The organism is Frigoribacterium sp. PvP054 (assembly GCF_040547465.1).
Classification (GTDB): domain Bacteria; phylum Actinomycetota; class Actinomycetes; order Actinomycetales; family Microbacteriaceae; genus Frigoribacterium.
Genome location: NZ_JBEPPU010000018.1, coordinates 12759 through 37892, shown reverse-complemented (window position 1 = coordinate 37892; position 25134 = coordinate 12759). Strand labels below are relative to the sequence as shown.

Genomic DNA, 25134 nt, shown 5'->3' with positions numbered 1-25134 from the left:
CCCGGCCCGGGGGCGGGCCCGCGGGGGGGCGGGCCCCCCGCGCCCCCCGGGGGGGGGGGCCCGGGCGCGCCCCCCCCCCCCCCGGGGGGGCGCCCCCCCCCCCCGGGGGGGGGCCGCGCCTCCTGCGTCCCGGCACCCCGGACGGGGCCCGCTGTCGGTGGCCGGAAGCTACACTGGCGTGCCGACTTTTCCCGAAGGGTACGAACACCTGTTGTCATCCGAGATCGACCGCGAACGCGCCTACGTGGGCACCCTGTACGAGCGCCTCGACGAGCTGAAGGCCGACGCCCGCGTCCGGCTCGAGCGCACGCGCCGCGAGACCGTGGGCGGCAACCACCAGAGCCGCAGCGAGCGTGACGCCTACGCACGCCTCTACGAAGACACCATCGTCCAGCTCGGTTCGGTCGACGAGCGGCTGGCCTTCGGGCGGCTCGAGCTCGAGACGCCCGACCTGCTCGGTCAGACCGGCGACGTCGACCGTCCCGCCGAACCGGGCGAGGGGGGCCGCTACCGCTACATCGGCCGCATCGGCCTGCGCGACGAGGCTCACCACCCGATCCTGCTCGACTGGCGCGTCCCCGGCGCCAGCGCCTTCTACCAGGCGACCGCGGCCACGCCCATGGGGGCGAGGGCCCGGCGACACCTGACGCTCGAGGGACGCACCGTCACCCGCCTCGAGGACGAGGTGTTCGACCCCGACCTGCTCGACCGCGACGACGTCCAGCTGCAGGGCGAGGGCGCGCTCATGGCGGCCCTGACGGCCCAGCGCACCGGCCGCATGACCGACATCGTCGCCACCATCCAGGGCGAACAAGACCGCATCATCCGGTCGCAGCTCGACGGCGTGCTCGTCGTCCAGGGCGGTCCCGGCACGGGCAAGACGGCGGTGGCCCTGCACCGGGCCGCCTACCTGCTCTACTCGCACCGCGACCGGCTCAAGGGGTCGGGGGTCCTCGTCGTCGGGCCGTCGCGGTCGTTCCTGCGCTACATCGAACAGGTGCTGCCGTCGCTCGGCGAGAGCGGCGTCGTGCTGTCGAGCCTCGGCGGGCTCTACCCCGGCGTCGAGGCCCAGACCGACGACGCGCCGGAGGTCGCCGCGCTCAAGGGCTCGGCCGAGATGGCCGAGCTGATGCGTCGCGCCGTCCGGTCGCGGCAGATCCGCCCGAGCGAGCCGACGACGATCGACGTCAACGGCGAGCGGCTCGTCGTCCGGCCCGAGCTCGTCGGCGAGGCCATGCGAAAGGCCCAAGAGCGCGGCAAGCCCCACAACGTGGCCAGGGTCACCTTCAACAAGGCGGCCCTCTCGGCCCTGACGCGTCAGCTGGTCGACCAGATGCGCGAGCACGGGACGACGGTCGACGAGTCCGACGAGGCCGTCCTCCGAGAAGACATCCGGCAGTCGTACGACGTGCGCGTGCTGCTCAACACGGCCTGGCTCCCGCTCAGCGCCGAGAAGCTCGTCGAAGACCTCTACGCCCGGCCGAACTGGCTCGCCTCGATCACCCCGCGCTGGACGCCCGAGCAGCGCGCCCTGCTGCGGCGCGAACGCGGGGCGGGGTTCACGGTCTCCGACGTGCCGCTGCTCGACGAGGCCGCCGAGCTGCTCGGCGAGTTCCAGACCGGTGTCGACCCCGAACGCCTGGCCCGCAAGGCGCAGCGCAAGCGCGACATCGAGAACGCCGAGCGCGCCATCGAGAACATGGGCGTCGAGGGCATGGTCAGCGCCGAGCAGATCGCCGGCGGGTTCGCCGAACGGGCCGCGTCGATGACGACGGCCGAACGCGCCTCGGGCGACCGCACCTGGGCCTTCGGCCACGTCGTGGTCGACGAGGCGCAAGAACTGTCGCCGATGCAGTGGCGCCTCCTGTCCCGCCGCTGCCCCCTGCGGTCGTTCACGGTCGTCGGCGACATCGCCCAGGCCTCGAGCCCGGCTGCGGCGTCGTCGTGGGACCGCGCCCTCCAGGCGCTCCTCGGTCGACGTCGCGGAGGCGCGGCGCAGGGCACGTCGGCACCCTGGCGACTCGAAGAACTCACCGTCAACTACCGCACGCCGGCGCAGATCGTGGCCTACGCCGAGGGCGTCGCGACGGCGAGCGGGCTGCAGGTCACCCCGAGCCGGTCGGTCCGGGCGAGCGAGTGGCCGGTGCGCGAGGTGACCGGCGCCTCCTCGAAGGACGACTTCGTCCGTGCCACTGTCGAGGCCGTCCGAGCCGACCGGGCGATCGACTCCGACGGCACGCTGGCCGTCATCGCACCCGAGCAGGCCGTGACGGCCCTGGTCGAGGCCCTCTCGACCGAGTTCGTCGGGCTGGTGGCACCCGGGTCGGCGTCGTTGACGAAGCCGATCTCGGTGCTCAGCCCGGCAACGTCGAAGGGCCTCGAGTTCGACTCGGTCGTCGTGGTCGACCCGGAGCGAGTCCGTCAGGCGACCCGGCGCGGCAACGCCAGCCTCTACGTGGCGATGACCCGGCCCACCCAGCGACTCACGGTCGTCTCGTAGGCCGGGTCACGTTCGGTCGGCCGTGACCGGACCCGGTCCACGCCGGGGACGCGGTCGTGCGGCGACTGCTCGAGCCGCTGGTGCGAGGCGGCAGGCCGGACGCCGCCGGCCCTCGCCCCGGGCGACTCAGCGGTAGTCGGGTGGCCAGGCGAAGGCCGCCGGGGCGGTGACGGTCTCGCCGACCGGTGCCAGGACGAGGTCGATCCGCTCGAAGTCCCGCAGCGGGATGCCCGCCGGGTCGGCGGTGTAGGGGCTGCCCCCGACGAAGGTGTGCAGCTCGAGACCGTCGTCGTGCCCGAGCGACCCGACGCCCCGGCCGTCGAGGGCGACGTCCCACTCGGTGAACAGCTGCCCGAGCACGAACGACTCGCGGGTGGGCGACTCGACGTGGACGATGCCACTCGTGTCGTGCGTGTGGATCTCGGCCGCGAACTTCGCGTCGGAGTCGTGACCGATGTCGCCGGGCACGGTGACCGCCTGCCCGTCGACGGTGATGGAGAGGTGCGTGTGCACGTGCATCGCGAGGTCCTCGCCCCAGACGTTCTCGAGGCCGGCGGCGGCCGCCCGGGTCTCGAGCTGGTCGGTCGCAGGTCGACCCCACGGAGGCGCGGTGACGGCCCCTCGGACGTTCTGCGGGTTGCCGCCCTGCACCACCGCCACCCCCACGCCGCCCGCCACGAGGACGACGAGCGCGAGCAGTCCGGCCAGCACCTCGCCCGAGAGCCGTCGACGAGGGCGCCGGGTGCGCTCGCTCATCGCGCCGCCCCGGTCTCGGCCTCGGAGGTCGTGCGGACGCGGTCGACCAGCTCACGCCACGGCCCGGTGACCTGTTGCTCGGGCAGCTTGGCCTTGCGCGTCGGTCGGGTCTCGGCCGTGATCACCCAGACGAAGCGGTCGGGCTGCACCGCCTGGGCCGCACGAGGGGCCTGCGACCAGGGCAGGCGGTCGATCAGGACGAGCCACGACTCGGTGTCGGGCTCGGCGTCGACGTCGACCGACCAGCTGCGGGTGAGGCCGGCGAAACCCCCGGAGCGCGAGACGGTGACCTTCATGGGCGCGATGCTACCCCGGCCGGGTCCGGGGCAGCGGGGTCGGCCGCCGGGCGGCCTCAGGCGGCGGGGGTGACCCCGACGCCCTCCCATCCGGCCGACGTCGCCCGGACCTCGTCGGAGTCCGCCCCGTACCGCGCCGTGGCCGCGGCGACGGTCGCCGCCGCGAACTGCGCGAAGGTGGCCTCGGGCGACAGCGTGCCGCTGGTCAGCGTGTCGTACCAGATCTGCCCGGCCCGCACCCACGCCTCGCCACCGAGCGCCTCGGCCACGAGGTAGAAGGCCCGGTTGGGGATGCCCGAGTTGAGGTGCACCCCACCGTTGTCGTCGGTCGTCTCGACGTAGTCGTCGAGGTGGGCGGGCTGGGGGTCCTTGCCGAGGACGTCGTCGTCGTAGGCCGTGCCCGGGGCCTTCATCGACCGGAGGGCGGCGCCCTGCACCTCGGGGGTGAACAGCCCCTCGCCGATCAGCCACGTCGCGCGGTCGACGGTCTGGCCGAACAGGTGCTGCTCGACGAGCGCGCCGAACACGTCGCTGACCGACTCGTTCAGCGCACCCGACTGACCCTGGTAGGTGAGGTTGGCGGTGTACTGCGTGACCCCGTGGGTGAGCTCGTGCCCGATGACGCTGACGGAGGCCGTGAACCGCCCGAAGACCTCGCCGTCACCGTCGCCGAACACCATGCGCTCGCCGTTCCAGAAGGCGTTGTCGTAGTCCTGCCCGTAGTGCACCGTGGCGTCGAGCGGCAGCCCGGCCCCGTCGATGGACGACCGCCCGTAGACCTCGCGGAACAGGGCGTAGGTGGCACCGAGGGCGTCGTACGCCTCGGTCGCCGCGACGTCGTCGGTGGCCGGTTCGCCCTCACCTCGCACCCGCACGCCGGGCAGCTCTTCGGTGCCCTGTGCGTCGGAGATCGTCCGCTCGAGCACGGCCTCGCCACCGAGCGCGCCCTGCACCACCGGGGGAGTCGCGTTGCGGTCGACGGCCTCCATCGCGAGCAGGCCGTTGCGCGCGGCCTGCGGCGCTCGGTGCAGGCGGGGCGAGTCGGCCTCGGCGAGGTGGGCGAGCAGGTACGGCGGGACGATGAACCGGGTCATGGCTGCACTCTCGCACGAGGGTCCGACATCGGCCCCGACTGTTCACACGATCGTGACGTACCGGTCGGTCGCCCGACGGCGACCCGGGACGCCGCCCGTCGACGACGCGGCATCCGTCGCCGAGAGGCGGCTGTCGACGTGGACCCGACTACCGTTGTCGGCATGACCGTCACCGACGCGTCCTCGTTCGTCGACAGCAAGATCGCCGTCGTCCCCGACTTCCCGAAGCCCGGCATCCTCTTCCGCGACGTCACCCCGCTGTTCTCCGACGCGGACGCGTTCGCCACCGTGACCACGGCCCTGTCCGAGCCGTTCGACGGCGGATTCGTCGCCGTGGCCGGCATCGAGGCGCGGGGCTTCGCCCTCGCGGGCGCCATCGCCATCGAGCAGGGCGTCGGCGTGCTCACGGTGCGCAAGGCCGGCAAGCTGCCCGGCGAGGTGCTCAGCGAGAGCTACGCCCTCGAGTACGGCGAGGCCACCCTCGAGCTGCGCCCGAACCAGATCCCCCAGGGGTCGAGCGTCCTGGTCGTGGACGACGTGCTGGCCACCGGCGGCACCGTCGAGGCGACGATCACCCTCCTCGAACGCGCCGGCTACGTCGTCGCGGGCGTCGCCGTGCTGCTCGAGCTCGACGGCCTCGACGGCCGCGCCCGCCTCGAGGGCCACGTCCCCGTGCACGCCCTCTCGTCCGCCCCCGCCTGACGGGTCGCCGGACGGCTCAGCCGAACGAGCGGGCGGCCTCGAGCGCCCCGGGGAAGAGCAGCCCGGCACCGCCCAGCAGGCACGCGAGGGCCACCAGCACGAACACCCCGACCCAGACGACGCCGGGCACGTGGGTGAGCCCGGCGAGCTGGTCGGCGTCCGAGGCCGTCGAGCGCGACCGCCGCCGGCTGCGCTGCAGCTCGAGCGACGCCCGCAGCGCCCCGAACCCCAGCACCGACGTCACGACGAGGCCGAACACGGCCTGCCAGGTCGGCGACGCGAAGAACGTCACGACGACCACGAGGGCGGCGCCGAGCAGCACCACCCAGAGCCCGAACCAGTTGCGGATCTGCACGAGCATCAGCGCCAGGAGCAGCAACAGCGCCCAGAGCAGACCCGCCGCGTAGCCCGCCGACAGCAGCCAGGCCGCACCCAGGGCCGCGACCGCCGGAGCCGTGTAACCGGCGAGCAGCGTGATGATCATGCCGGGCCCCGTGCGAGGCCCCTTCGACACCGTCAGTCCCGAGGTGTCCGAGTGCAGCCGGATGCCCGTCAGTCGCCGTCCGGTCAGCACGGCCGCGAGCCCGTGCCCGCCCTCGTGGACGACGGTCACGGCGTGTCGCACCGTGTGCCAGGTGCCGGGCAGCAGCACGAGCAGCAAGCCGGCGGCGACGCTGGCGAGCAGCCACGAGCCGGGCAGGGGAGCCGCGAGCTGGCTGATCCGGGCCCAGAGGTCGGTGAGTGCGTCCACGGGACGAGCCTAGGAGGCGCGGTGCGCGCGGTCGGACACCGCGCCTCCCCGGCTCGTCCGCCCCGCCCCCGGGGCTGATCGTCCTCCAGGTCGATCTTCGGGCGTTCCGGGCGTCTTCCCACGGACCCGTGCCGCACCATGGACGCATGCGTCGCGCCGTCCTCCTCCTGCTCACCCTCGCCTACCTCGCCGGGGTCGCGTGGATGACCCTGCGCCCGAGCGTCTACGACGCGAACACGGGCGCCCTGCTCTGGCGCGCCCTCGACCTCTTCGCCCGGCACGACGAGACCTCGTGGATCACCTTCGCGCGCGTCGAGGCGGCGGCGAACGTCGCGATGTTCGTGCCGATGGGCATGTTCCCCGCGCTGCTGCTGCCCAGGCGGTTCTGGTGGGTCGGCATCCTGGTGGGCTTCGCGGCGACGGTCGGCATCGAGACGTACCAGGCGACGTACCTGTCGGCGACGCGCTTCTCCGATCCCCAGGACCTCGTGATGAACACCCTCGGGGCCGCGATCGGCGCGGCGTTCGTCGGCCTCGTCCTGCCCCGACGGCGACGCGGTCGGAGCCGACCTCGACAGGGGTCGGCGTCGCCCGTCTGGTAGGCTCCTCAGGTTGCCGTCCGAACGGCCGCGGAGAAAGAGAGCTCGCACATCCGGTGACGAGCACCGCGCAACGAACTGAAAGGGGATCCCTCCATGGCACTCGCACCTGACGTCAAGACCCGGATCATCGAAGAATACGCGACCCACCCCGGCGACACCGGATCCCCCGAGGTCCAGATCGCCGTGATGACGCAGCGCATCCTCGACCTGACCGAGCACCTCAAAGAGCACAAGCACGACCACCACTCGCGTCGTGGCCTGTTGCTGCTCGTCGGCCAGCGCCGTCGCCTGCTCGGCTACCTGTCGAAGGTCGACATCGAGCGTTACCGCACGCTGATCGGCCGCCTGGGCCTGCGCCGCTAGTCCTCGCGCTCCGGCACGTCTCGACGACGGCCCCCTCTGCATGCAGAGGGGGCCGTTCTCTCGTCCGAGACGAGGTGGCCACGCGACCGCACCGCCGACCCGAGCGGCCCGTCGGCTCGTCGCCCGGAACGCCTCAGTACCAGTTGTGCGCCACCGAGTGCGCCCAGGCGGAGCACATCGTGCCGTAGCTGCTCCGGATGTACGAGATGCCCCAGTCCACCTGGGTGCGGTAGTTCGTCTGCCAGTCGAGCCCGAACGAGGCCATCTTGTTGCCGGGCAGCGACTGCGGGATGCCGTAGGCAGCGCTCGAGGGGTTGCTGGCGTTCGTGCGCCAGCCCGACTCCTTGTTCCAGAGCTGGACGAGGCAGGTGTACTCGGCACCGGTGCCGACCTTGGTCGCCGCGTAGGCCTTCGCGCCGGCCGGGTCGTTGACCGCGCCCGTCGGGGGAGTCGTGCCCGCACCGCCCGAGCCGCCCGAGCCGCCCGTCCCGGGAGTCGCGCCCCCGGACGATCCGCCGCCGCCCGACGAGCCCGACCCGCCGGACGTGCCCGCCGGTGCCTTCGCAGCGGCCGCCGCCTGGGCCTTCGCCGCGGCCTGCTGGGCGGCGAACGCCTGTTCCGCCGCGACCCCGGCCCGGTACTGCTGCTCGAGTTCGGCCGTGGAGTCCTTGAGCGCGGCGAGCTGGGCGTAGAGGTCCTTCGATCGCTGCGTCGCGTTGGCGACCTCGGCGTCGGCGCTCGCCTGCGCGGCCGAGGCCTGGTCCGCCGTCTCCTGGGCGTCGCGGGCTAGGGCGTCGCGTCGCGCGGTCGCGGTCGCCGCCTGCTCGCTGAGCGACGACACCGTGTTGCTCGCCGTGGTGGCGTCGGCCAGCACCGTCTGCCAGCGGTCGCCGAGCTGCGTGAGCGAGCCGAGCTGGTAGAGCGCGGCCCCGGGATCGGGCGAGGTGAAGAGGTCGGTGCCCATGGACTGGTTCCCGCCGGTGCGGAACAGGCTGCCGGCGAGCTGGCCGGCCTCCTGCCTCGCGGTGTCGGCGGTGGCCCTGGCGCGCTCGGCGTCGGCGGCCAGCTCGTCGGCCCGCTGTGAGGCCGCGGCCAGCTGGGCCTGCGCCGTCAGGTTCGCCTGGTCGGCGAGCACGGCCTCGTCGCTGCGGTCGGACGCGGCCTTCTCGAGGCTGTCGAGGGACGCGTCGATGAGGTCGACCTGGGCCTCGGTCGCCGCGGCGTTCCCCTTCGCGGCCTCGACCTGCGCCCACGTCGGGTACCCCGCCGCCGACGCGGCGGTCGGTGCCACGAGCATCGCCAGCACGAGGGCCGAGGAGGCGCCGGTCGCCACCGCGAGGCGGCTCGCGCGACGGTCCCGGGCAGGCCTGTCGTGAGCACGCATGTGGACGACCCTAACGCCGTCCTCCCCGCACCGCGCCTCCCCGTCCGGGCGACACCCGCCGCCCGCACCCCCGGACGGAAGGGTGCGGGTGCTAGGATCGCGCTCGGAGCAGGCCGGTACGGCTGCTGGTCACCGGTGGTGACAGGCGGAATGCCCCGACCGACGCCGAGCGTCCGGGTCGGGTGCGGGGTCCGACCGTTTCTACTGTTGGCCAGACGTGCCACCGCCTCCGTCGCGTTGTTGCACGTGCATGTCGTCATGCCGTCCACGCCGCCCGCTCCCGGTACACATCGATGCCCACACGGGGCCTCGATGCAAAACAAAGAGGAGTAGCCCCCACATGGAGGGTCCAGAGATCAAGTTCGGCGAAGCCGTCCTCGACAACGGCAAGTTCGGCAAGCGCACCATCCGATTCGAGACCGGTCGTCTCGCCCAGCAGGCTCAGGGAGCCGTCGCTGCCTACCTCGACGAAGACACCATGCTCTTGTCGGCCACGAGCGCCAGCAAGAAGCCGAAGGACAACTTCGACTTCTTCCCGCTCACCATCGACGTCGAAGAGCGCTCGTACGCCGCGGGCAAGATCCCCGGCTCGTTCTTCCGTCGCGAGGGTCGCCCCTCGACCGAGGCCATCCTGGTCTGCCGTCTGATCGACCGGCCCCTGCGTCCCTCGTTCGTCGAGGGCCTGCGCAACGAGGTCCAGGTCGTCATCACGGTGCTCAGCATCGCTCCCGACGAGTTCTACGACGCCCTCGCGATCAACGCGGCCAGCGCCTCCACCCAGATCTCGGGCCTGCCCTTCTCCGGCCCGATCGCCGGCGTGCGCCTCGCGCTGATCGGTGACCAGTGGGTCGCGTTCCCCAAGGCCAGCCAGCTGGCCGACGCCGTGTTCGACCTGACCGTCGCGGGCCGTGTCGTCACCGACGCCGCCGGCAACGAGGACGTCGCGATCATGATGGTCGAGGCCGAGGCCACCGAGCACGCCTGGGGCCTCATCCAGGGCGGCGCCACCAAGCCCGACGAGGCGATCGTGGCCCAGGGCCTCGAGGCCGCCAAGCCCTTCCTCAAGCAGCTCGTCGACGCCCAGGCCACGATGGCCGCGCAGGCATCAAAAGAGATCGCCGACTACCCGGTCTTCCTGCCCTACACCGACGAGGTGCTCGAGGCCGTCACCGCCGCGGCCGGCACCGAGCTCGCCGAGGTCTACAAGATCGCCGGCAAGATCGAGCGCCAGGACGCCGACGACGCCCTCAAGTCCCGCGTGAAAGAGGCCGTCGCGGCCAAGGTCGAGGCCGGCGAACTGCCCGACTCGGCCCTCGGCCAGGTCGGCGCCGCCTACAAGACGGCGACGAAGAAGGTCGTCCGCGACCGCATCCTCACCGAGCAGATCCGCATGGACGGTCGCGGCCTCGCCGACATCCGCCCGCTCGACGCCGAGGTGCAGGTCATCCCGCGCGTCCACGGTTCCGCCATCTTCCAGCGCGGTGAGACCCAGATCATGGGCGTCACCACGCTGAACATGCTCAAGATGGAGCAGCAGATCGACTCGCTGAGCCCGGTCACCAAGAAGCGCTACCTGCACCACTACAACTTCCCGCCGTACTCGACCGGTGAGACCGGTCGCGTCGGTTCGCCGAAGCGTCGCGAGATCGGGCACGGCTTCCTGGCCGAGCGCGCCCTCGTGCCGGTGCTGCCCAGCCGCGACGAGTTCCCCTACGCCATCCGTCAGGTCTCCGAGGCCCTCGGGTCGAACGGCTCGACCTCGATGGGTTCGGTCTGCGCCTCGACCCTGTCGCTGCTGAACGCCGGCGTGCCCCTCAAGGCCCCCGTCGCCGGCATCGCCATGGGCCTCGTCTCCGACACGGTCGACGGTCAGACCCGCTACGCGGCCCTGACCGACATCCTCGGTGCCGAAGACGCCCTGGGCGACATGGACTTCAAGGTCGCGGGCACGAGCGAGTTCGTCACGGCGATCCAGCTCGACACCAAGCTCGACGGTCTGCCGACCGCCGTGCTCGACGCCGCCCTGAAGCAGGCCAAAGAGGCTCGCACCGCGATCCTCGGCGTGCTCAACTCGGCGATCGACGCCCCCGACGAGATGGCCCCGACCGCGCCCCGCGTGATCTCGGTCCAGATCCCGCAGGACAAGATCGGCGAGCTGATCGGCCCCAAGGGCAAGACCATCAACGCGATCCAGGACGAGACCGGCGCCGACATCAGCATCGAAGAAGACGGCACCGTCTACATCGGTGCCGTCGACGGCCCGTCGGCCGAGGCCGCCCGCGCCCAGGTCAACGCGATCGCCAACCCGACCAATCCCGAGGTCGGCGAGCAGTTCCTCGGCACCGTCGTCAAGATCGCGTCGTTCGGTGCGTTCGTCTCGCTCCTCCCCGGCAAGGACGGCCTGCTGCACATCAGCGAGGTCCGCAAGCTCGCCGGTGGCAAGCGGGTCGAGAACGTCGAGGACGTCCTCGGCGTCGGCCAGAAGATCCTCGTCGAGATCACGAAGATCGACGACCGCGGCAAGCTCTCGCTCGCCCCGGTCGTGGCCGACGAGGCCGACACCGACTCGAGCGGAGCGACCGAAGAGTCGACCGACGAGTCCGTCGACGCGTAGTCAGCACACCACGAAGGGCCCGCCCCGACCTCGGTCGGGGCGGGCCCTCCGTCGTCCCGCCCCCACTGCGACCCCGCCGTCCAGACGCCGTCGGCTGGGTCGGCGACTCAGGGGATCGGCCGCACCGCGCCTCCGTGGGGCGCTGCGCCTCGTCGTCCTCCTGAGTCGCCGACGACGTCAGACGAGAGGACGGGATGAGCCCCTCGTCGTCGACGAGGAGGCGCGGGTCGCGTCCCCCGGATCGGGGCGGCGACACGACATCACGATTGCGTGCGGCGACGGCGGAAACGGGGCGAGTGGTCGTATTCTTGTTCTCGAGGGGCGAACCATACCCCATGCGATTGCAGAGAGTCGCATCGGGGGTTCGCGACGAGAAGGGGACGGCGTGACCGAGACGACGGCTGAGCTCGCCCGGTCGGCCGTGTCCGACCTGGCCGCGAGCAGGGCGGCCAGTACCTCGCTCGCGCAGCCGACCGTGCCCGTCGACCTCGGCATCATCCAGCCCCGACGGCGCCTCGGCCTCTCCGACCTCAAGGTCTTCCCCCTGGCGCTCGGGGGCAACGTCTTCGGTTGGACCGCCGACCAGACCGCGACGACGTCCGTCCTCGACGCCTACTTCGACCTCGGCGGCAACTTCGTCGACACGGCCGACTCCTATGCCGGAGGCCGCAGCGAGATCATGATCGGGTCGTGGATGCGCTCGCGTCGCTCCCGCGACGACATGGTCGTCTCGACCAAGGTCGGCAAGAGCGCCGACAACCCCGGGCTCACTCCCCGGGCGATCGAGCGTGCCGTCGACGCCTCCCTCGAACGGCTCGGCACCGACCGCATCGATCTCTTGTACCTCCACGTCGACGACACCGAGGTGGCCTTCGAGCGCACGCTGTTGGCCGTCGACCACCTGATCCGGGTCGGCAAGGTCCGCTGGTTCGGCGGGTCGCACCACTCGGGCAACCGGCTCTACGAGGCGCGCATCGCCGCGGGCATGCTCGGCATCGCCCCCATGGTCGCCCTGCAGAACCAGTACAACCTGCTCGATCGCTCCGAGTACGAGAAGGGCCTCGCGCACGTGGCCGCACAGCAACGGCTGGCCGTCATGCCCCGATTCGCCCTCGCCAGCGGATTCCTCACCGGAAAGTACCGTTCGCGTTCCGACTTCGCCCACAATCCACGACGACGCGTCCTGGCGAAGTACCTGTCGAAGCGTGGGCTCAAGGTCGTCCACGAGCTCGACCGCATCGCCTCGGTGCACGAGGTCTCGAGTGCGGCCATCGCCCTCGCCTGGCTCCTCGCCAAACCGAACGTGGTGGCACCCGTGGCGAGCGCCACGAACGCCAAGCAGGTCTACGAGTTGGCGCAGGCCGCGAGGGTCCAACTGACGCGCAACCAGGTCCTCGACCTCGATCGGGCCTCGGCCTGATCGAATCGCCGACCGTCGGTACGCGGCGGTCCGACGGGCGCGACCGAGGCGTGTGGGCGATGCCCCGCAGACCGGGTCCTCGCGGGTAGGTGCCTCGCGGGCCTCGGCCTGTCAGGTGGGTGCCTCGAGGTCTACGCCTCGAGGAGTCGCTGGGCGGAACGTCGGAGGGCGGCGGCGGCCGCGATGGCGTCGCCGGCGTAGGCGCCGACCTGGGCTCCGTCGAGTGCCAGGACGAGGTCGTCGGCCGCGTCGCCCGGCATCGGGTGCCCGGCGGTCTTGAAGAGGGAGACCATCTCGGACGTGAGCCACTCGCGGTGTTCGGCGATGGCGAGACGCACCGGGTGGGTCGGATCGCTGAACTCCGACGCGGCGTTCGCGAAGGCCGAGCCGCGGAACGACACGGTCTGGAGGCGCGCGACGACGGCGTCGAGGTAGGCCTCGAGGGTGGCCCGTCCGCCGCCGTGGGCCTCGATCAGCGAGGTGAGTTCGGCGGCCTCGACGTCGTGTCGCCCTGCGAGGTACTCGAGGACCAAGGTGTCCTTGGCACCGAAGTGCTTGTAGAACGTGGCCTTGGTCACGGAGGACTCTGCGATCAGCCGGTCGACGCCGACGACCCGCACGCCCTCGTCGTAGAACAGTCGACCGGCGGTGGTGAGGACGCGCGCGCGGGCGCCGGGGACGGGGGAGTCGGCGCGGGGGCGGCCAGGGAGACGCTGGACGGCCGGTGGGGGGGAATCGACCGTCACAGCGTGGCTCCTTGGGACGTCTCGGCTTGAAGCCGCGTGGGGGACGCGCGCTCCGGACCTTCTGACGACGTCCGACCAGCCGCCGACGACGGCCATCAGGGGGGTGGGGTCGTCGTCGGTGGCATCACTCTAACATCGATGGGGACAAACAGAGTCGTCTGTTTGTCCGCACGAGCGTACCCCAGTTCGGGTGCCAGACGTTCCGAGCGGCACACGGCCGACTGCAGGGGAGGTCGCCTAGGCTCGACCTGATGAACGGCCCTGTCTCCTTCCCCCTCGACGAGGTCGAGATCTCCTTCCGCGCCACGGGCGACGCGCTCGTGAGGCGGAGCGTGCTGCCCTCCGGCGTCCGGGTCCTCAGCGAACGCATGCCGGGCGCCCGCAGCACCACCATCGGCCTCTGGGTGGCCGTCGGCTCGCGCGACGAGTCCGAGGCGGACCGGGGGTCGACGCACTTCCTCGAACACCTGCTGTTCAAGGGCACCCCCACCAGGTCCGCGCTCGACATCGCCGTCTCGTTCGAGTCGGTGGGCGGCGAGCACAACGCCGCGACCGCGAAGGAGTACACCTGCTACTACGCGCGGGTGCGGGACGTCGACCTCGACGACGCCATCGATGTGCTCACCGACATGGTGACGTCGTCGACGCTCGACCCGGTCGAGTTCGAGACCGAGCGCGGCGTCATCCTCGAAGAGCTCGCCATGGCCGACGACGACCCGGCCGACATGGCCGGCGAGCGCCTGTTCGAGTCGGTCTTCGGCGACCACCCGCTCGGGCGGCCGATCGGCGGATCACCCGAGAGCATCCGGGCCGCGGTGCGTGACGACGTCGACCGGCACTACCGGGCGAACTACCGGCCCCGAGACCTCGTCGTGTCGATCGCCGGTGCCGTCGACCACGACCGGGCCCTCGACCGGCTCACGGCCGCGCTCGACCGGGCCGGCTGGCCCACCGACGCGGGGTCGCCGGTGCCGCGGCGTGACCACGCGCCCGTCGACCTGGTGGCGGGCGAACCCGTGCAGGTCGTCCGTCGTCCGCTCGAGCAGGCCACGGTGCTGCTCGGCCTCCCGGGCATCTCGGTCGGCGACGACCGTCGGCCCGCCCTCGCCGTCCTGAACTCGGTGCTCGGCGGGGGCATGTCGTCCCGTCTGTTCCAGGAGATCCGCGAGCGTCGGGGCCTCGCGTACTCGGTCTACTCGTTCGCGCCCAGCTACTCGGACGCGGGCCTCTTCGGTCTCTACGCGGGGTGCACCCCGGCCAACGCCGGGGACGTGGCCCGGCTGATGCTGGACGAGCTCGAGGGTCTCGCCGCCGACGGCATCACGGACGACGAGCGCCGGCGCGCCCTCGGCCAGCTGGGCGGCGCCGCGGCCCTCGCCCTCGAGGACAGCGACACCCGCATGAACCGCCTCGGACGGGCCGAGATCTCGACGGGCGAGTTCGTCGACCTCGACACGTCCCTCGACCGCATCGACGCGGTCACGTCCGACGACGTCCGGTCGTTGGCCACCCGGCTCCTCGCGGGCCCGCTGTCCACGGTCGTGGTCGGCGAGGTCGACGAGGCGACGTTCACGGCTCCGACGACGACGTCGAGGGTCACCACACGATGAACCAGGAGACGACGGTGTCCCACTACCTCTACCTCGTCCGGCACGGCGAACAACAAGACGCAGAACACGGCCTGCCCGACGGCCCCTTGAGCGAACGCGGCAAACGCCAGGTGCGCCTCCTCGCCGAACGGCTCGGCGGCGTCCCCTTCGACGCGGCGTGGCACTCGCCGCTCGAACGGGCGGAAGAGACGGCCGCCATCATGACCGAGCGCATGCCCGCCCTCGAGTCGCAACCCTCGACCCTGCTGTTCGACTGCGTGCCCTCCGGGCCGACCTCCGACATGCCGTCGTCCTACAAGCCGTTCTTCGGGGGCGTCACCGACGAGCAGATCGAGGCCGGTCAGGCGCAGATGGCCGACGCGGTGGCCGAGTGGTTGACCCCCGCTCGTGAAGACCGTCACGACCTGCTGATCACGCACAACTTCGTCATCGGCTGGTTCGTCCGAGAGGTCTTCGGGGCCCCCGACTGGCGGTGGATGGGCGTCAACCAGGCGAACGCCGGCTTGACCATCATCCGGGTCCGTTCCGCGAAGCCGCCCGAGCTCGTGACGCACAACGACCTCGGGCACCTGCCGGTCGAGTTGCGCACCGGTCTCCCCGTCGAACAGCCCTTCTGACCCGGGGCCGCCCCGGTCGGGTGGGTCGTCAGGCCGCGCCGTCCGACGTGCCGACCGCACCCGGGTGCTCGACGGGCTTGCCGTACCAGGTCGTGGCGTTCGGGTTTGCGTTGTAGGGCTCGACGGTCGAGTACCCGGCGCTGCGGTACAGCCCGCCGGCCGCCGCCAGGCTGTCGTTGGTGTCGAGCACGATCTCGTCCGCCCCGAACGCGGCCGCCCGGCGTTCGAGCTCGACGAGCAGCGCGCGGCCCAGGCCGAGACCCCGGCCCGAGGGACGCACGTAGAGGTGTTTGACCTCGTACCGGACGGCACCGGTCGCCGACGGGGCGATCAGGCGGATGCCCCCGCAGGCCACCGGCTCGGGCTCGTGGTCCGCCTGCCGCTCGCCGACGTCCGGGTCGACGACGACGAACACGCCCGCCGGCGGGACGAAGGCCGAGGCGTCGGGCAACGTGGTCGTGTAGGTGCCCTGAGCCGAGGGGAACGTGGTCTCGCGCTCGGTGAAGTACTCGGTCAGGAGGGCGGCGGCATCGGGGGTGGAGACGCTCGTCTCTCGGAACCGGGGCATGCCCACCATGCTAGGTCGAGGCAGCGTCCCCCGTCGGTCGGCCCCGGTAGGTTGGACCGCATGACTTCGCGCATCGCCGTGGTGGGAGCCACCGGCACCCTCGGCTCGTTCATCGTCGACCTCGTCGAGCGCACCCCGGGGCTCGAGGTCCACGCCGGCCTGTCGTCGCGCGACGACCTCGACGACGTCCTCGGTGCGGACCTCGTCGTCGACGTCACGCATCCCGCGGTCAGCCCGGGCATCGTCGAGCACGTCGTCCGAGCGGGCATCCCCGTGCTCGTCGGCACCTCGGGCTACAACGCCGAGAGGCTGGCGAGACTCTCGACGGTCGTCGCCGACGCCGCAGGTCCCGGGGTCCTCGTCGTGCCGAACTTCTCGATCGGATCGGTGCTCGCGACGCGGTTCGCGACCCTCGCGGCACGCTTCTACGAATCCGTCGAGATCGTGGAGGCGCACCACCAGGGCAAGGTCGACTCGCCCTCGGGCACCGCCGTCCGCACCGCCGAGCTGATCGCCGAGGCGCGGCGCGACCTCGGTCCCGTCTCCGCGCCGCACGCCGACCAGCGGGCCAGGGGTCAGCAGGTCGCGAGCGTCCCCGTCCACAGCCTGCGCCTCCGGGGCGTGGTCGCCCGACAGGAGGTCGTCTTCGGCGGCGAGGGCGAGACCCTCACCCTGACCCACGACACGCTCTCGCAGCACGCCTACGAGCAGGGCCTCCGCGTGGCCATCGCGGCCGCGCCGGGGGTCTCCGGGGTCGTCGTGGGGCTCGACGCCGTCCTGCCGCTCGACTCGTGAAGGGGCGTACCGCCGCGCTGGTGATGGCGCTGCTCCTGCTGCTCTACGTCGTGCTGGTGGGCCAACGCGCCGTGCTGTTCGTGTCGACCGGCGAGCCGGTGGCCATCGCGCTCGGCGTCGCCCTGCTCGTCCTGCCGCTGCTGGGCCTGTTCGCCCTGGTCGTCGAACTCCGCTTCGGCCTGCGCACGCAAGAGATCGTCCGCCAACTCGCGGCCGAGGGCGAACTGCCGGTCGACGACCTGCCGCGCCGCGCCTCCGGACGCTACGAGCGAGAGGCGGCGGACGCGGCGTTTCCCGCCTACAAAGAGGCAGTCGAAGCCGCTCCCGACGACTGGAGGGCGTGGTTCCGGCTCGGGCTGGCCTACGACGCGTGCGGCGACCGCCGTCGCGCCCGGCAGGCCCTGCGGTGGGCGATCGGCCTCAGGCGCGACTCGACCCGTTAGTCCGCGGCGCTGCGACGATCGGACGCACGCCCCTCGGGTCAGAGGGCGTCGACGAACGCCGACAGCGCCTGCTCGACCGTGCGGTGCCGGAACTCGAAGCCGTCGCGCTCGAGCACCTCGGGCACGACCTGCTGGCTCGGCAGCAGCATCTCGCGACCAGCCTCTTGCATGGCCGTCGAGATGACGGCCTCGGGGACGCCGAGCAGGTAGGGGCGGTGCAGGTCGGCGGCGAGCGTCCGCGTGATCAGGTCGCTCGTCGCGGGCGTCGGGCCGACCAGGTTGACGGGACCCGCGACCGACGACGTGAGCAGGTGCACGATCGCGGCCGCCTCGTCGTGGAGGCTGATCCATGGCCAGAACTGGTCGCCCGAGCCCAGTCGCGAACCGAGGCCCAGCTTGGTGAGGGGCAGCAGGGGCTTCAGCGCGCCTCCACCGGGTCCGATGACGATGCCGGTCCGCAGCGTGACGACCCTCGTGCCCTCGGGAGCCTTCTCGGCGGCGGCCTCCCAGGCCACGACCACGTCGCTGAGGAACCCCTCGCCGCGGCCGCTCGCCTCGGTGAGGCGCTGGCCCGGTCGGTCGCCGTAGACGCCCACGGCCGAGCCGCTGAGGAACGTCGCCGGGGCCGACGACGCGGCCGCCATGCCGTCGACCAACGTCGACGTCGCGGCGAGGCGGGACTCGAGGATGTCGCGCTTGTACCCGGCCGTCCACGGCAGACGACCCAAGGAGGCGCCGGCCAGGTTCACGACGGCGTCCGCGCGGGCGATCAGGTCGTGGTCGACGATGCCGGCACTCGGCACCCAGGTGAACTCGTCCTCGGCCCGGGGCTCACGACGCACCAACGAGAGCGGACGATGGCCTGCCTCGCGGAGTTGGCGGGTCAGCTCCGCGCCGATCATGCCGCTGGCGCCGGAGATCAGGACGGTGAGTGCGTCGGTCATGGGGACACCGTATTCCGCAGCCCTGGGGGAGCGGCCGCCGGTGTCTGCGGCGCTTCCCGTCGGGAGCGTCCTGCCAGGTAGAGTCGACGCCGTGCCCGAGACCGAAGCCACCCCCGCCGTGCCCTCAGACAAGACCCCCGAGTTCCGCTCCGACGTCACCGTCGAGCTGGTCCGCTCGAGCGCCCACGACTCCGACGTGCTGTTCGCCGCCCGCGTGTCGACCATGGGCGAACTGACGCTCGACGGCGCACAGGCCTCCGCCGACGGCGCCCAGGCGACGAAGGGTGCGGGGCTCATCAACTACCTGATGCGCGACCGGCACGGGTCGCCCTTCGAGCACAACTCGATGACCTTCTACGTGCAGGCGCCCATCTTCGTCTTCCGCGAGTTCATGCGTCACCGGATGGCCAGCTACAACGAGGAGTCCGGCCGCTACCGCGAGTTAAACCCCGTCTTCTACGTGCCCGCACCCACGCGCAACCTGCAGCAGGTCGGCAAGCCCGGCGCGTACGACTTCCTGCCCGGCACGCCCGAGCAGTCCGCCCTCGTCGACGAGGCCACCCGGGCCGCCTCGACCCAGGCGTTCGACGCCTACCAGCGCATGCTCGACGCCGGCATCGCCCGCGAGGTCGCCCGCATCGTGTTGCCGCTGAACATCTACTCGTCGATGTACGTCACCGTGAACGCCCGGTCGCTCATGAACTTCCTCAGCCTGCGCACCAAGCGCGAGGGCACGCACTTCCCGTCGTTCCCGCAACGCGAGATCGAGATGTGCGCCGAGAAGATGGAAGACCTGTGGGCCGAGTTGATGCCGCTCACGTACGCGGCGTTCGGGGCGAACGGGCGCGTCGCCCCCTGACGGCCGTCCTCGGCGGCGCGACCCGCGCCTCCCGACCGGAGGCGACGGGCCCGGCACGGGGGAGGGCGGGCCCGACGCGAGACAGTACGCTGGAGGGCGTGTCGAACATCAGCAACCCCTTCGGACAGGTCCTCGTCGCCCTCGTGACGCCGTTCACCGCCGACGGCGAGGTCGACTGGCCCGCCGTCGAGAAGCACATCGACGACTGCATCACCGCCGGGGCCGACGGCATCGTCGTCACGGGCACGACGGGTGAGACCAGCACGCTGACCGACCCCGAGAAGCTCCGCCTCGTCGAGGTGGGCAAGTCCGTGGCCGCGGGGCGGGCCAAGATCATCACGGGCGGCGGGTCGAACGAGACCGCGCACGCCATCCAGCTCTACAAGGCCAGCGAGAAGGCCGGCGCCGACGGCGTGATGATCGTCACCCCGTACTACAACAAGCCCACCCAGGCCGGGGTGCTGACGCACTTCCGCATGATCGCGGACGCGACCGACCTGCCGGTCATCCTCTACGACATCCCGGGCCGCACCGGCATCCCGATCAAGTACGAGACCCTCCTCCGGGCCGCCAAGCACCCCAACATCGTCGCCGTCAAGGACGCCAAGGGCGACTTCGCCGAGGTCAGCCGGGTGCTCAACCAGACCGACCTGCTCTACTTCTCGGGCGACGACGCCAACGTGCTGCCGCACCTCGCGATCGGCGCCTCCGGCCTGATCGGCGTCACCGCCAACATCGCCGCGGCGCCCTACCGCACCATCGTCGACGCCGTGAACGCGGGCGACCTGCACACCGCGACCGAGGCGCACCAGATGCTCGAGCCCCTCGTCCGCGCCGTCATGACCCACGTGCCCGGCACGGTGGCCGCCAAGTACATCCTCCACGGCCTCGGCCGCATCTCGAGCCCGCGGGTCCGGCTGCCCCTGGTCGGTCCCGAGGACAGCGAGGCCGCCCTGATCGAGGACGAGCTGTCGCACGTCGGGGCGATCCCCGGCCTCGACCTCAGCCGCTTCCGCCCCGACCGGAACGCGGCCGCCGGGGGCGCGCTGCCCAAGGTGCACGGCACCACCCGCTGACTCGCCGACCCTCACCGACGCCGACGTCGGTCCGAAGTCCTCCCGCACACCGGGGCACGAGCCCCACCCCAACCGAAGGAACAGATGCCCACGACAATCCACGCTCCCCGAGATCTCGCCAAGGGCACGCTCCGCGTGATCCCCGTCGGCGGGCTCGGCGAGATCGGCCGCAACATGACGGTCTACGAGATCGACGGCAAGCTGCTGATCGTCGACTGCGGCGTGCTCTTCCCCGAAGAGCACCAGCCCGGCGTCGACCTGATCCTGCCGGACTTCTCACCCATCCGTGACCGCCTCGACGACATCCTCGCCGTCGTCCTGACGCACGGTCACGAAGACCACATCGGCGCGGTGCCGTACCTGCTCCGTCTGCGCAAGGACATCCCGCTGATCGGCTCGCAGCTCACGCTGGCCCTGATCGAGGCGAAGCTCAAAGAGCACCGCATCACGCCCTACACGCTCGCGGTCAAAGAGGGTGGGCGCGAGTCGCTCGGGCCGTTCGACCTCGAGTTCATCGCGGTCAACCACTCCATCCCCGACGCCCTGGCCGTCGCGATCCGCACGTCGGCCGGCACCGTGCTGCACACCGGCGACTTCAAGATGGACCAGCTGCCGCTCGACGACCGGATCACCGACCTCCGTGCCTTCGCCCGCCTGGGCGAAGAGGGCGTCGACCTGTTCCTGCCCGACTCGACGAACGCCGACGTGCCCGGGTTCACGGCGCTCGAGCGTGACATCGGGCCCGTGCTCGACGACGTCATCCGGCGGGCCCCCCGCCGGGTGGTGGTCGCGAGCTTCTCCAGTCACGTGCACCGGGTCCAGCAGGTGCTCGACGCGGCCCACGCCAACGGCCGTCGGGTCGCGTTCATGGGCCGATCGATGGTGCGCAACATGGGCATCGCGGCCGACCTGGGCTACCTCAAGGTGCCCGACGGCGTGCTCATCGACGCGAAGAAGGCGAAGGACCTGCCCGACGACCGCATCGTCTACATGAGCACCGGCTCGCAGGGCGAGCCCATGGCCGTCCTGGCCCGCATGGCGAACCTCGAGCACCAGATCGAGATCGGCGCGGACGACACCATCATCCTGGCCTCGAGTCTCATCCCCGGCAACGAGAACGCCGTCTACCGCGTCATCGACGGCCTCACGAAGCTCGGCGCCAAGGTCGTCCACAAGGGCAACGCCAAGGTGCACGTCTCGGGTCACGCGTCCGCCGGCGAGCTGCTCTACTGCTACAACATCCTGCGGCCGAAGAACGTCATGCCCGTCCACGGCGAGCACCGGCACCTGTACGCGAACGCCGCCCTGGCGGTCCGCACCGGCGTCCCGCAGAAGAACACCATCCTCGGCGAGGACGGCATCGTCGTCGACCTCCGCGACGGCGTCGCGAAGGTGGTCGGCCAGCTCGACCTCGGCTACGTCTACGTCGACGGCTCGACGGTGGGCGAGATCACCGACGCCGACCTGAAGGACCGCCGCATCCTGAGCGAAGAGGGCTTCATCTCGGTCTTCATCGCCATCGACGCGTCCACCGGCCGCGTGGTCGTCGGGCCCGAGATCCAGTCGCGCGGCTTCGCCGAGGACGAGAGGGTGTTCGACGACGTCAAGCCGAAGATCATCGCGGCACTCACCGAGGCCGCCGAGAACGGCACACGCGACACGCACGCCTTCAGCCAGGTCGTGCGCCGCACGGTCGGTCGCTGGGTGAACACGCAGCACCGTCGTCGTCCGATGATCGTGCCGGTGGTCATCAGCGCCTGAGGGTGAGACGGACGACGACGGCCCGCGGGGGAGACCCCGCGGGCCGTCGTCGTGCGTGCGGGACGTGGTGCCCTCGCCGGGGCGGAGTCGCCCTGCCGCCCCACCCGGCTCCGGTCCGAGAGGCTGATCTTCGGCGACGCCAGTCATCCTCGGGGGTGAGGCGCCGGTCGTCGCCACCTCGCTACCGTGATGTCTGACACGTCAGCACATCGACCGGGGGTAGCCGTTGCGCATCGCCAAAGTCTGGGTCTTCCCGATCCTGCGCATCCTGATCTTCGTCGCCATCGCGGCGGCTCTCGTCAAGCTCGCGTTCTTCGCCGCCCCGGCGAGCGGTGACGACGAGGTCGCCTTCCCCACGGGCGAACTCGTCGAGCCCCAGGTGGCGGTCTCGGTCGGCACCATCACGAACGACGTCGTGGTCGACGCCACCGTCGTGTCCGACCCGGCTGCTCCGGTGCCCGCCACGCTCGCCGGTGCGGTCACGACCGTCGACGTCGTCGCCGGGCAGGCCGTCGCGGCCGGCGACCGCCTCGCCAGCCTCCGCTCCGAGACGCCGCAAGAACCGCTCGTCGCCGCCGACGGCACGGTGACCGAACGCAAGCCGATCGTGAAGACGGCGGTCATCACGGCACCCGTGGCCGGGACGGTCACGTCGGTCGCCGTCATCAAGGACCAGACGGTGGTCGTGGGCGACGCCGTCGCGCAGGTCGCGCCTCCCACCTTCCACGTCACGGGGTCGCTCGCCGCTGCACAGCTGTACCGCCTCGTCAGCCGGCCGGCCGAGGGCTCGGTCGCGATCACCGGCGGTCCGGCGCCGTTCCCCTGCACGTCGCTGACGATCGGTGCAGGCACCTCCTCGTCGTCGTCCGGCACCGGCGAGACCGGCGAGACCGCTCCGACGGGTGACGCGTCCGGTCAGAGCGTCTCGTGCGTGGTCCCGGGCGACGTCACGGTGTTCAGCGGCCTCGCGGCGAAGCTCACCATCCCGGCGGGTGTCGCCACCGACGTGCTGACGGTTCCCCTCACCGCCGTCGAGGGAGCCGCGGGCAAGGGCGTGGTCTCGGTCGTCACGGCGGACGGCACGACCGAGAAGCGGGACGTGACCCTGGGCATCAACGACGGGACGACCGTCGAGGTCACGGGTGGTCTCGCGGAAGGCGACCTCGTGCTCGAGTTCGTCCCGGGGGCGGCCGCGGCGCCCCAGGGCGACTGCGTCGACCCCACCACGGGCGAGGACCTCTGCAGCTGATGGCGCTGATCAGGCTCGAGGCCGTGACCAAGACCGTGCCCCTCGCCGACGACGCGACCCTCGACATCCTCACGGGCGTCGACCTCGAGGTGGGTGCGGGTGAGCACGTCAGCATCGTGGGGCGTTCGGGGTCCGGCAAGTCGACCCTGCTCAACATCCTCGGGCTCATCGACGAGCCCACGACGGGTACCCACTGGTTCGACGGCCTCGACGTGCGCACGATCCGACGGGGTCGGCGCGACCGGCTGAGGGGTGCCCAGGTCGGCTTCATCTTCCAGCAGTTCAACCTGCTCCAGGGCAGGACGGCGCTCGAGAACGTCATGACCCCCCTGCTCTACTCGTCGGGCTCCGAGTTCTGGCGCCGCCGGTCCATCGCCGGCGAGATGCTCGAGCGCGTCGGACTCGGCCACCGGGCCGACTCGATGCCGCACCGACTGTCGGGGGGTGAGCAGCAGCGCGTGGCGATCGCCCGATCGCTCGTCCGCCGACCGCGCGTGATCCTGGCCGACGAGCCCACCGGTGCGCTCGACGTCGAGACCGGTGCCGGCGTGATGACCCTCCTCGACGGCATCGCGACCGAGAACGAGGCCGCCCTCGTGACGATCACCCACGACCTCGCGGTGGCGGCCAGGGCGTCCCGGCACTACCAGCTCGACACCGGCGTCCTCTCGCCGGCGGTCGGCGCCCCGGCGTCGGCACCGTCCGTCTCGGACGAGGTGCACGCGTGAGACGGGCGGCGGCCGACGTCGTCGGGGCCTTCGCCGAGGCCTGGGCCGAGTTGCGTGTCAACAAGCTGCGGGTGCTGCTCAGCCTCCTCGGGGTCGCGGTGGCCGTCGCGGCCCTGACGGGCGTCGTCGCGCTCGGTGGACTCGCCGAGCAGGCGTCCCGCGAGACCTCGGAGCGGTACGGCGGGCGTCCCGCGAACTACGCCGTCAACGCCTACGGCACCGGGTCCACCTCTCCGAGCGCCGACTCGGTCGAGGACGCGTTCTCGACCGCGACCGCGCGGTACGGCATCGAGCAGACCAGCCGGGTCGTCTACGGCACCCGTGCCGTGCAACTCACGGACGGCGTGTCCGAGATCGCCGCGGTGACGGTCGACGTGCCCTACGGCGAGATGCACCGGGTCGTCATGACCGAGGGGTCGTGGTTCACCGACGCCGACGCCACCCGTCTCGCGCCTCCCGTCATCGTCAACGAGGTGCTCTGGCGACAGCTGGGGTCTCCACCGCTGTCGTCGCACCCGACCCTCCTGGTCCGAGGTGCGGACTCGGCGACGCTCGTCGTCACCGGCGTCTCGGCCGCGTCGGAGTACGACGGAACGCAGATGTACCTGTTGCCGATCTCCGATCACGACCTGACGCTCGCGAGCTACGGCGTCGAGACGCCCCAGTACGAGATGTGGCTCCCGCCCGATGCGAGCGATGCGCTGAGCGCCCAGGTGGCGTCCGACATGGGGGCCTCCCTCGGCGACGACGTGCAGGTCGACGTCGTGCGGCAGGACTACGCCGCCGGCGGTGATGCCGACCCGCTCGGACCGGTCAAGCTCGTCATCACCGGGGTCGGCGTCCTCGTCCTGTTGCTCGGTGGCCTCGGGCTGGTCAACATCGCCCTCGTGACGGTCCGCCAGCGCATCCGCGAGATCGGCGTCCGACGGTCGTTCGGGGCGACGGCTCCGCGGGTCTTCTTCGCCGTGATGCTCGAGAGCGTCGTCGGCACGGTCGTGGCGGGGGCCGTGGGCGTGATGGTAGCCGTTCTCGTCGTCGAGAATCCGACCGTCCAGGGTTACGTCGCCCAGGGGGCCGTCAGCGACCTGCCTCCGTTCCCCGTCGAGGCGGCACTCGTCGGCCTCGCGTCGGCCACGGCCATCGGGGCCGTCGCCGGGCTGTTGCCGGCCCTGGTGGCGATCCGCGTCAAGGTCATCGACGCCATCCGCTACTGACACACACCGGACCGCCTCCGGCCGCTGTCGGTGCTGAGAGGT

24 protein-coding genes are annotated in these 25134 nt (G+C 71.7%); 16 read left to right on the top strand and 8 right to left on the bottom strand.

Annotated elements, in window-relative coordinates; translation table 11 throughout:
* The first annotated feature begins 178 nt into the window (after positions 1-178).
* Positions 179-2500: a HelD family protein gene (locus ABID81_RS15055; protein ID WP_354595591.1), complete on the top strand. Its 2322-nt coding sequence runs from the start codon at positions 179-181 to the stop codon at positions 2498-2500.
* Between the two features lie 126 nt (positions 2501-2626).
* On the opposite strand, the gene ABID81_RS15050 is transcribed toward ABID81_RS15055, so the two are convergent.
* Genes ABID81_RS15050 through ABID81_RS15040 form a run of 3 tightly spaced genes read right to left on the bottom strand, consistent with a single transcriptional unit; the run spans position 2627 to position 4646 of the window.
* The gene (locus ABID81_RS15050) at positions 2627-3256 is read right to left on the bottom strand and encodes a hypothetical protein (protein ID WP_354595590.1); all 630 of its coding nucleotides are present in this window, start codon (positions 3254-3256) and stop codon (positions 2627-2629) included.
* Positions 3253-3552, bottom strand: coding sequence for a protealysin inhibitor emfourin (locus tag ABID81_RS15045; protein ID WP_056262799.1), 300 nt, complete (start codon positions 3550-3552; stop codon positions 3253-3255). Before ABID81_RS15045 ends, ABID81_RS15050 begins: the two co-directional genes overlap by 4 nt.
* Positions 3553-3608: 56 nt before the next feature.
* Positions 3609-4646 carry a M4 family metallopeptidase gene (locus ABID81_RS15040; RefSeq protein ID WP_354595589.1) on the bottom strand — a complete coding sequence of 346 codons (1038 nt, stop codon included), beginning with the start codon at positions 4644-4646 and terminating at the stop codon, positions 3609-3611.
* A 162-nt stretch (positions 4647-4808) separates the two neighbouring features.
* Between ABID81_RS15040 and ABID81_RS15035 the strand changes: the two genes are divergently transcribed.
* Positions 4809-5348: an adenine phosphoribosyltransferase gene (locus tag ABID81_RS15035; RefSeq protein ID WP_354595588.1), complete on the top strand. Its 540-nt coding sequence runs from the start codon at positions 4809-4811 to the stop codon at positions 5346-5348.
* Positions 5349-5364: 16 nt separating this feature from the next.
* On the opposite strand, the gene ABID81_RS15030 is transcribed toward ABID81_RS15035, so the two are convergent.
* Positions 5365-6099, bottom strand: a complete 735-nt coding sequence (locus ABID81_RS15030) for a M50 family metallopeptidase (RefSeq protein WP_354595587.1) — start codon at positions 6097-6099, stop codon at positions 5365-5367.
* Between the two features lie 146 nt (positions 6100-6245).
* On the opposite strand from ABID81_RS15030, the gene ABID81_RS15025 reads away from it, so the two are divergent.
* Positions 6246-6701 (top strand): VanZ family protein, encoded by a 456-nt coding sequence (locus ABID81_RS15025; RefSeq protein WP_354595586.1) that lies wholly within the window; start codon positions 6246-6248, stop codon positions 6699-6701.
* A gap of 93 nt (positions 6702-6794) precedes the next feature.
* Positions 6795-7064, top strand: coding sequence for a 30S ribosomal protein S15 (rpsO, locus tag ABID81_RS15020; protein WP_056262814.1), 270 nt, complete (start codon positions 6795-6797; stop codon positions 7062-7064).
* A gap of 133 nt (positions 7065-7197) precedes the next feature.
* Here rpsO and ABID81_RS15015 read toward each other — a convergent pair whose 3' ends face one another.
* Positions 7198-8448 (bottom strand): aggregation-promoting factor C-terminal-like domain-containing protein, encoded by a 1251-nt coding sequence (locus ABID81_RS15015; RefSeq protein ID WP_354595585.1) that lies wholly within the window; start codon positions 8446-8448, stop codon positions 7198-7200.
* A 340-nt stretch (positions 8449-8788) separates the two neighbouring features.
* Between ABID81_RS15015 and ABID81_RS15010 the strand changes: the two genes are divergently transcribed.
* Positions 8789-11062, top strand: coding sequence for a polyribonucleotide nucleotidyltransferase (locus ABID81_RS15010; protein ID WP_354595584.1), 2274 nt, complete (start codon positions 8789-8791; stop codon positions 11060-11062).
* A 385-nt stretch (positions 11063-11447) separates the two neighbouring features.
* The gene (locus tag ABID81_RS15005) at positions 11448-12482 is read left to right on the top strand and encodes an aldo/keto reductase (RefSeq protein WP_354595583.1); all 1035 of its coding nucleotides are present in this window, start codon (positions 11448-11450) and stop codon (positions 12480-12482) included.
* A gap of 131 nt (positions 12483-12613) precedes the next feature.
* Here ABID81_RS15005 and ABID81_RS15000 read toward each other — a convergent pair whose 3' ends face one another.
* The gene (locus ABID81_RS15000; RefSeq protein ID WP_354595582.1) at positions 12614-13228 is read right to left on the bottom strand and encodes a TetR/AcrR family transcriptional regulator; all 615 of its coding nucleotides are present in this window, start codon (positions 13226-13228) and stop codon (positions 12614-12616) included.
* 251 nt (positions 13229-13479) lie between these two features.
* Between ABID81_RS15000 and ABID81_RS14995 the strand changes: the two genes are divergently transcribed.
* Positions 13480-14838: a M16 family metallopeptidase gene (locus tag ABID81_RS14995; protein WP_354595581.1), complete on the top strand. Its 1359-nt coding sequence runs from the start codon at positions 13480-13482 to the stop codon at positions 14836-14838.
* 14 nt (positions 14839-14852) lie between these two features.
* The gene (locus ABID81_RS14990; RefSeq protein WP_054147267.1) at positions 14853-15455 is read left to right on the top strand and encodes a histidine phosphatase family protein; all 603 of its coding nucleotides are present in this window, start codon (positions 14853-14855) and stop codon (positions 15453-15455) included.
* Positions 15456-15483: 28 nt separating this feature from the next.
* On the opposite strand, the gene ABID81_RS14985 is transcribed toward ABID81_RS14990, so the two are convergent.
* Complete coding sequence (locus tag ABID81_RS14985) at positions 15484-16023, bottom strand: GNAT family N-acetyltransferase (RefSeq protein WP_354595580.1); 540 nt, start codon at positions 16021-16023, stop codon at positions 15484-15486.
* A 60-nt stretch (positions 16024-16083) separates the two neighbouring features.
* Between ABID81_RS14985 and dapB the strand changes: the two genes are divergently transcribed.
* The gene (dapB, locus tag ABID81_RS14980; RefSeq protein ID WP_502915241.1) at positions 16084-16818 is read left to right on the top strand and encodes a 4-hydroxy-tetrahydrodipicolinate reductase; all 735 of its coding nucleotides are present in this window, start codon (positions 16084-16086) and stop codon (positions 16816-16818) included.
* Positions 16815-17261 carry a tetratricopeptide repeat protein gene (locus ABID81_RS14975; RefSeq protein ID WP_502915240.1) on the top strand — a complete coding sequence of 149 codons (447 nt, stop codon included), beginning with the start codon at positions 16815-16817 and terminating at the stop codon, positions 17259-17261. The genes dapB and ABID81_RS14975 overlap by 4 nt, the downstream gene beginning before the upstream one ends.
* Positions 17262-17299: 38 nt before the next feature.
* Here ABID81_RS14975 and ABID81_RS14970 read toward each other — a convergent pair whose 3' ends face one another.
* Positions 17300-18205: a TIGR01777 family oxidoreductase gene (locus ABID81_RS14970; RefSeq protein WP_354595579.1), complete on the bottom strand. Its 906-nt coding sequence runs from the start codon at positions 18203-18205 to the stop codon at positions 17300-17302.
* 91 nt (positions 18206-18296) lie between these two features.
* Between ABID81_RS14970 and thyX the strand changes: the two genes are divergently transcribed.
* From thyX to ABID81_RS14940, 6 genes are all read left to right on the top strand, one after another.
* Complete coding sequence (thyX, locus tag ABID81_RS14965; RefSeq protein ID WP_354595578.1) at positions 18297-19064, top strand: FAD-dependent thymidylate synthase; 768 nt, start codon at positions 18297-18299, stop codon at positions 19062-19064.
* A gap of 98 nt (positions 19065-19162) precedes the next feature.
* A complete protein-coding gene (gene dapA / locus ABID81_RS14960) occupies positions 19163-20140 on the top strand; it encodes a 4-hydroxy-tetrahydrodipicolinate synthase (protein WP_354595577.1) in 978 nt (325 codons plus the stop codon).
* Positions 20141-20224: 84 nt separating this feature from the next.
* Positions 20225-21901 (top strand): ribonuclease J, encoded by a 1677-nt coding sequence (locus tag ABID81_RS14955; protein WP_354595576.1) that lies wholly within the window; start codon positions 20225-20227, stop codon positions 21899-21901.
* Between the two features lie 226 nt (positions 21902-22127).
* Positions 22128-23150 (top strand): efflux RND transporter periplasmic adaptor subunit, encoded by a 1023-nt coding sequence (locus ABID81_RS14950; RefSeq protein ID WP_354595575.1) that lies wholly within the window; start codon positions 22128-22130, stop codon positions 23148-23150.
* Complete coding sequence (locus ABID81_RS14945; protein ID WP_354595574.1) at positions 23150-23878, top strand: ABC transporter ATP-binding protein; 729 nt, start codon at positions 23150-23152, stop codon at positions 23876-23878. The genes ABID81_RS14950 and ABID81_RS14945 overlap by 1 nt, the downstream gene beginning before the upstream one ends.
* Positions 23875-25092 (top strand): ABC transporter permease, encoded by a 1218-nt coding sequence (locus ABID81_RS14940; protein WP_354595573.1) that lies wholly within the window; start codon positions 23875-23877, stop codon positions 25090-25092. The genes ABID81_RS14945 and ABID81_RS14940 overlap by 4 nt, the downstream gene beginning before the upstream one ends.
* Positions 25093-25134: the final 42 nt, after the last annotated feature.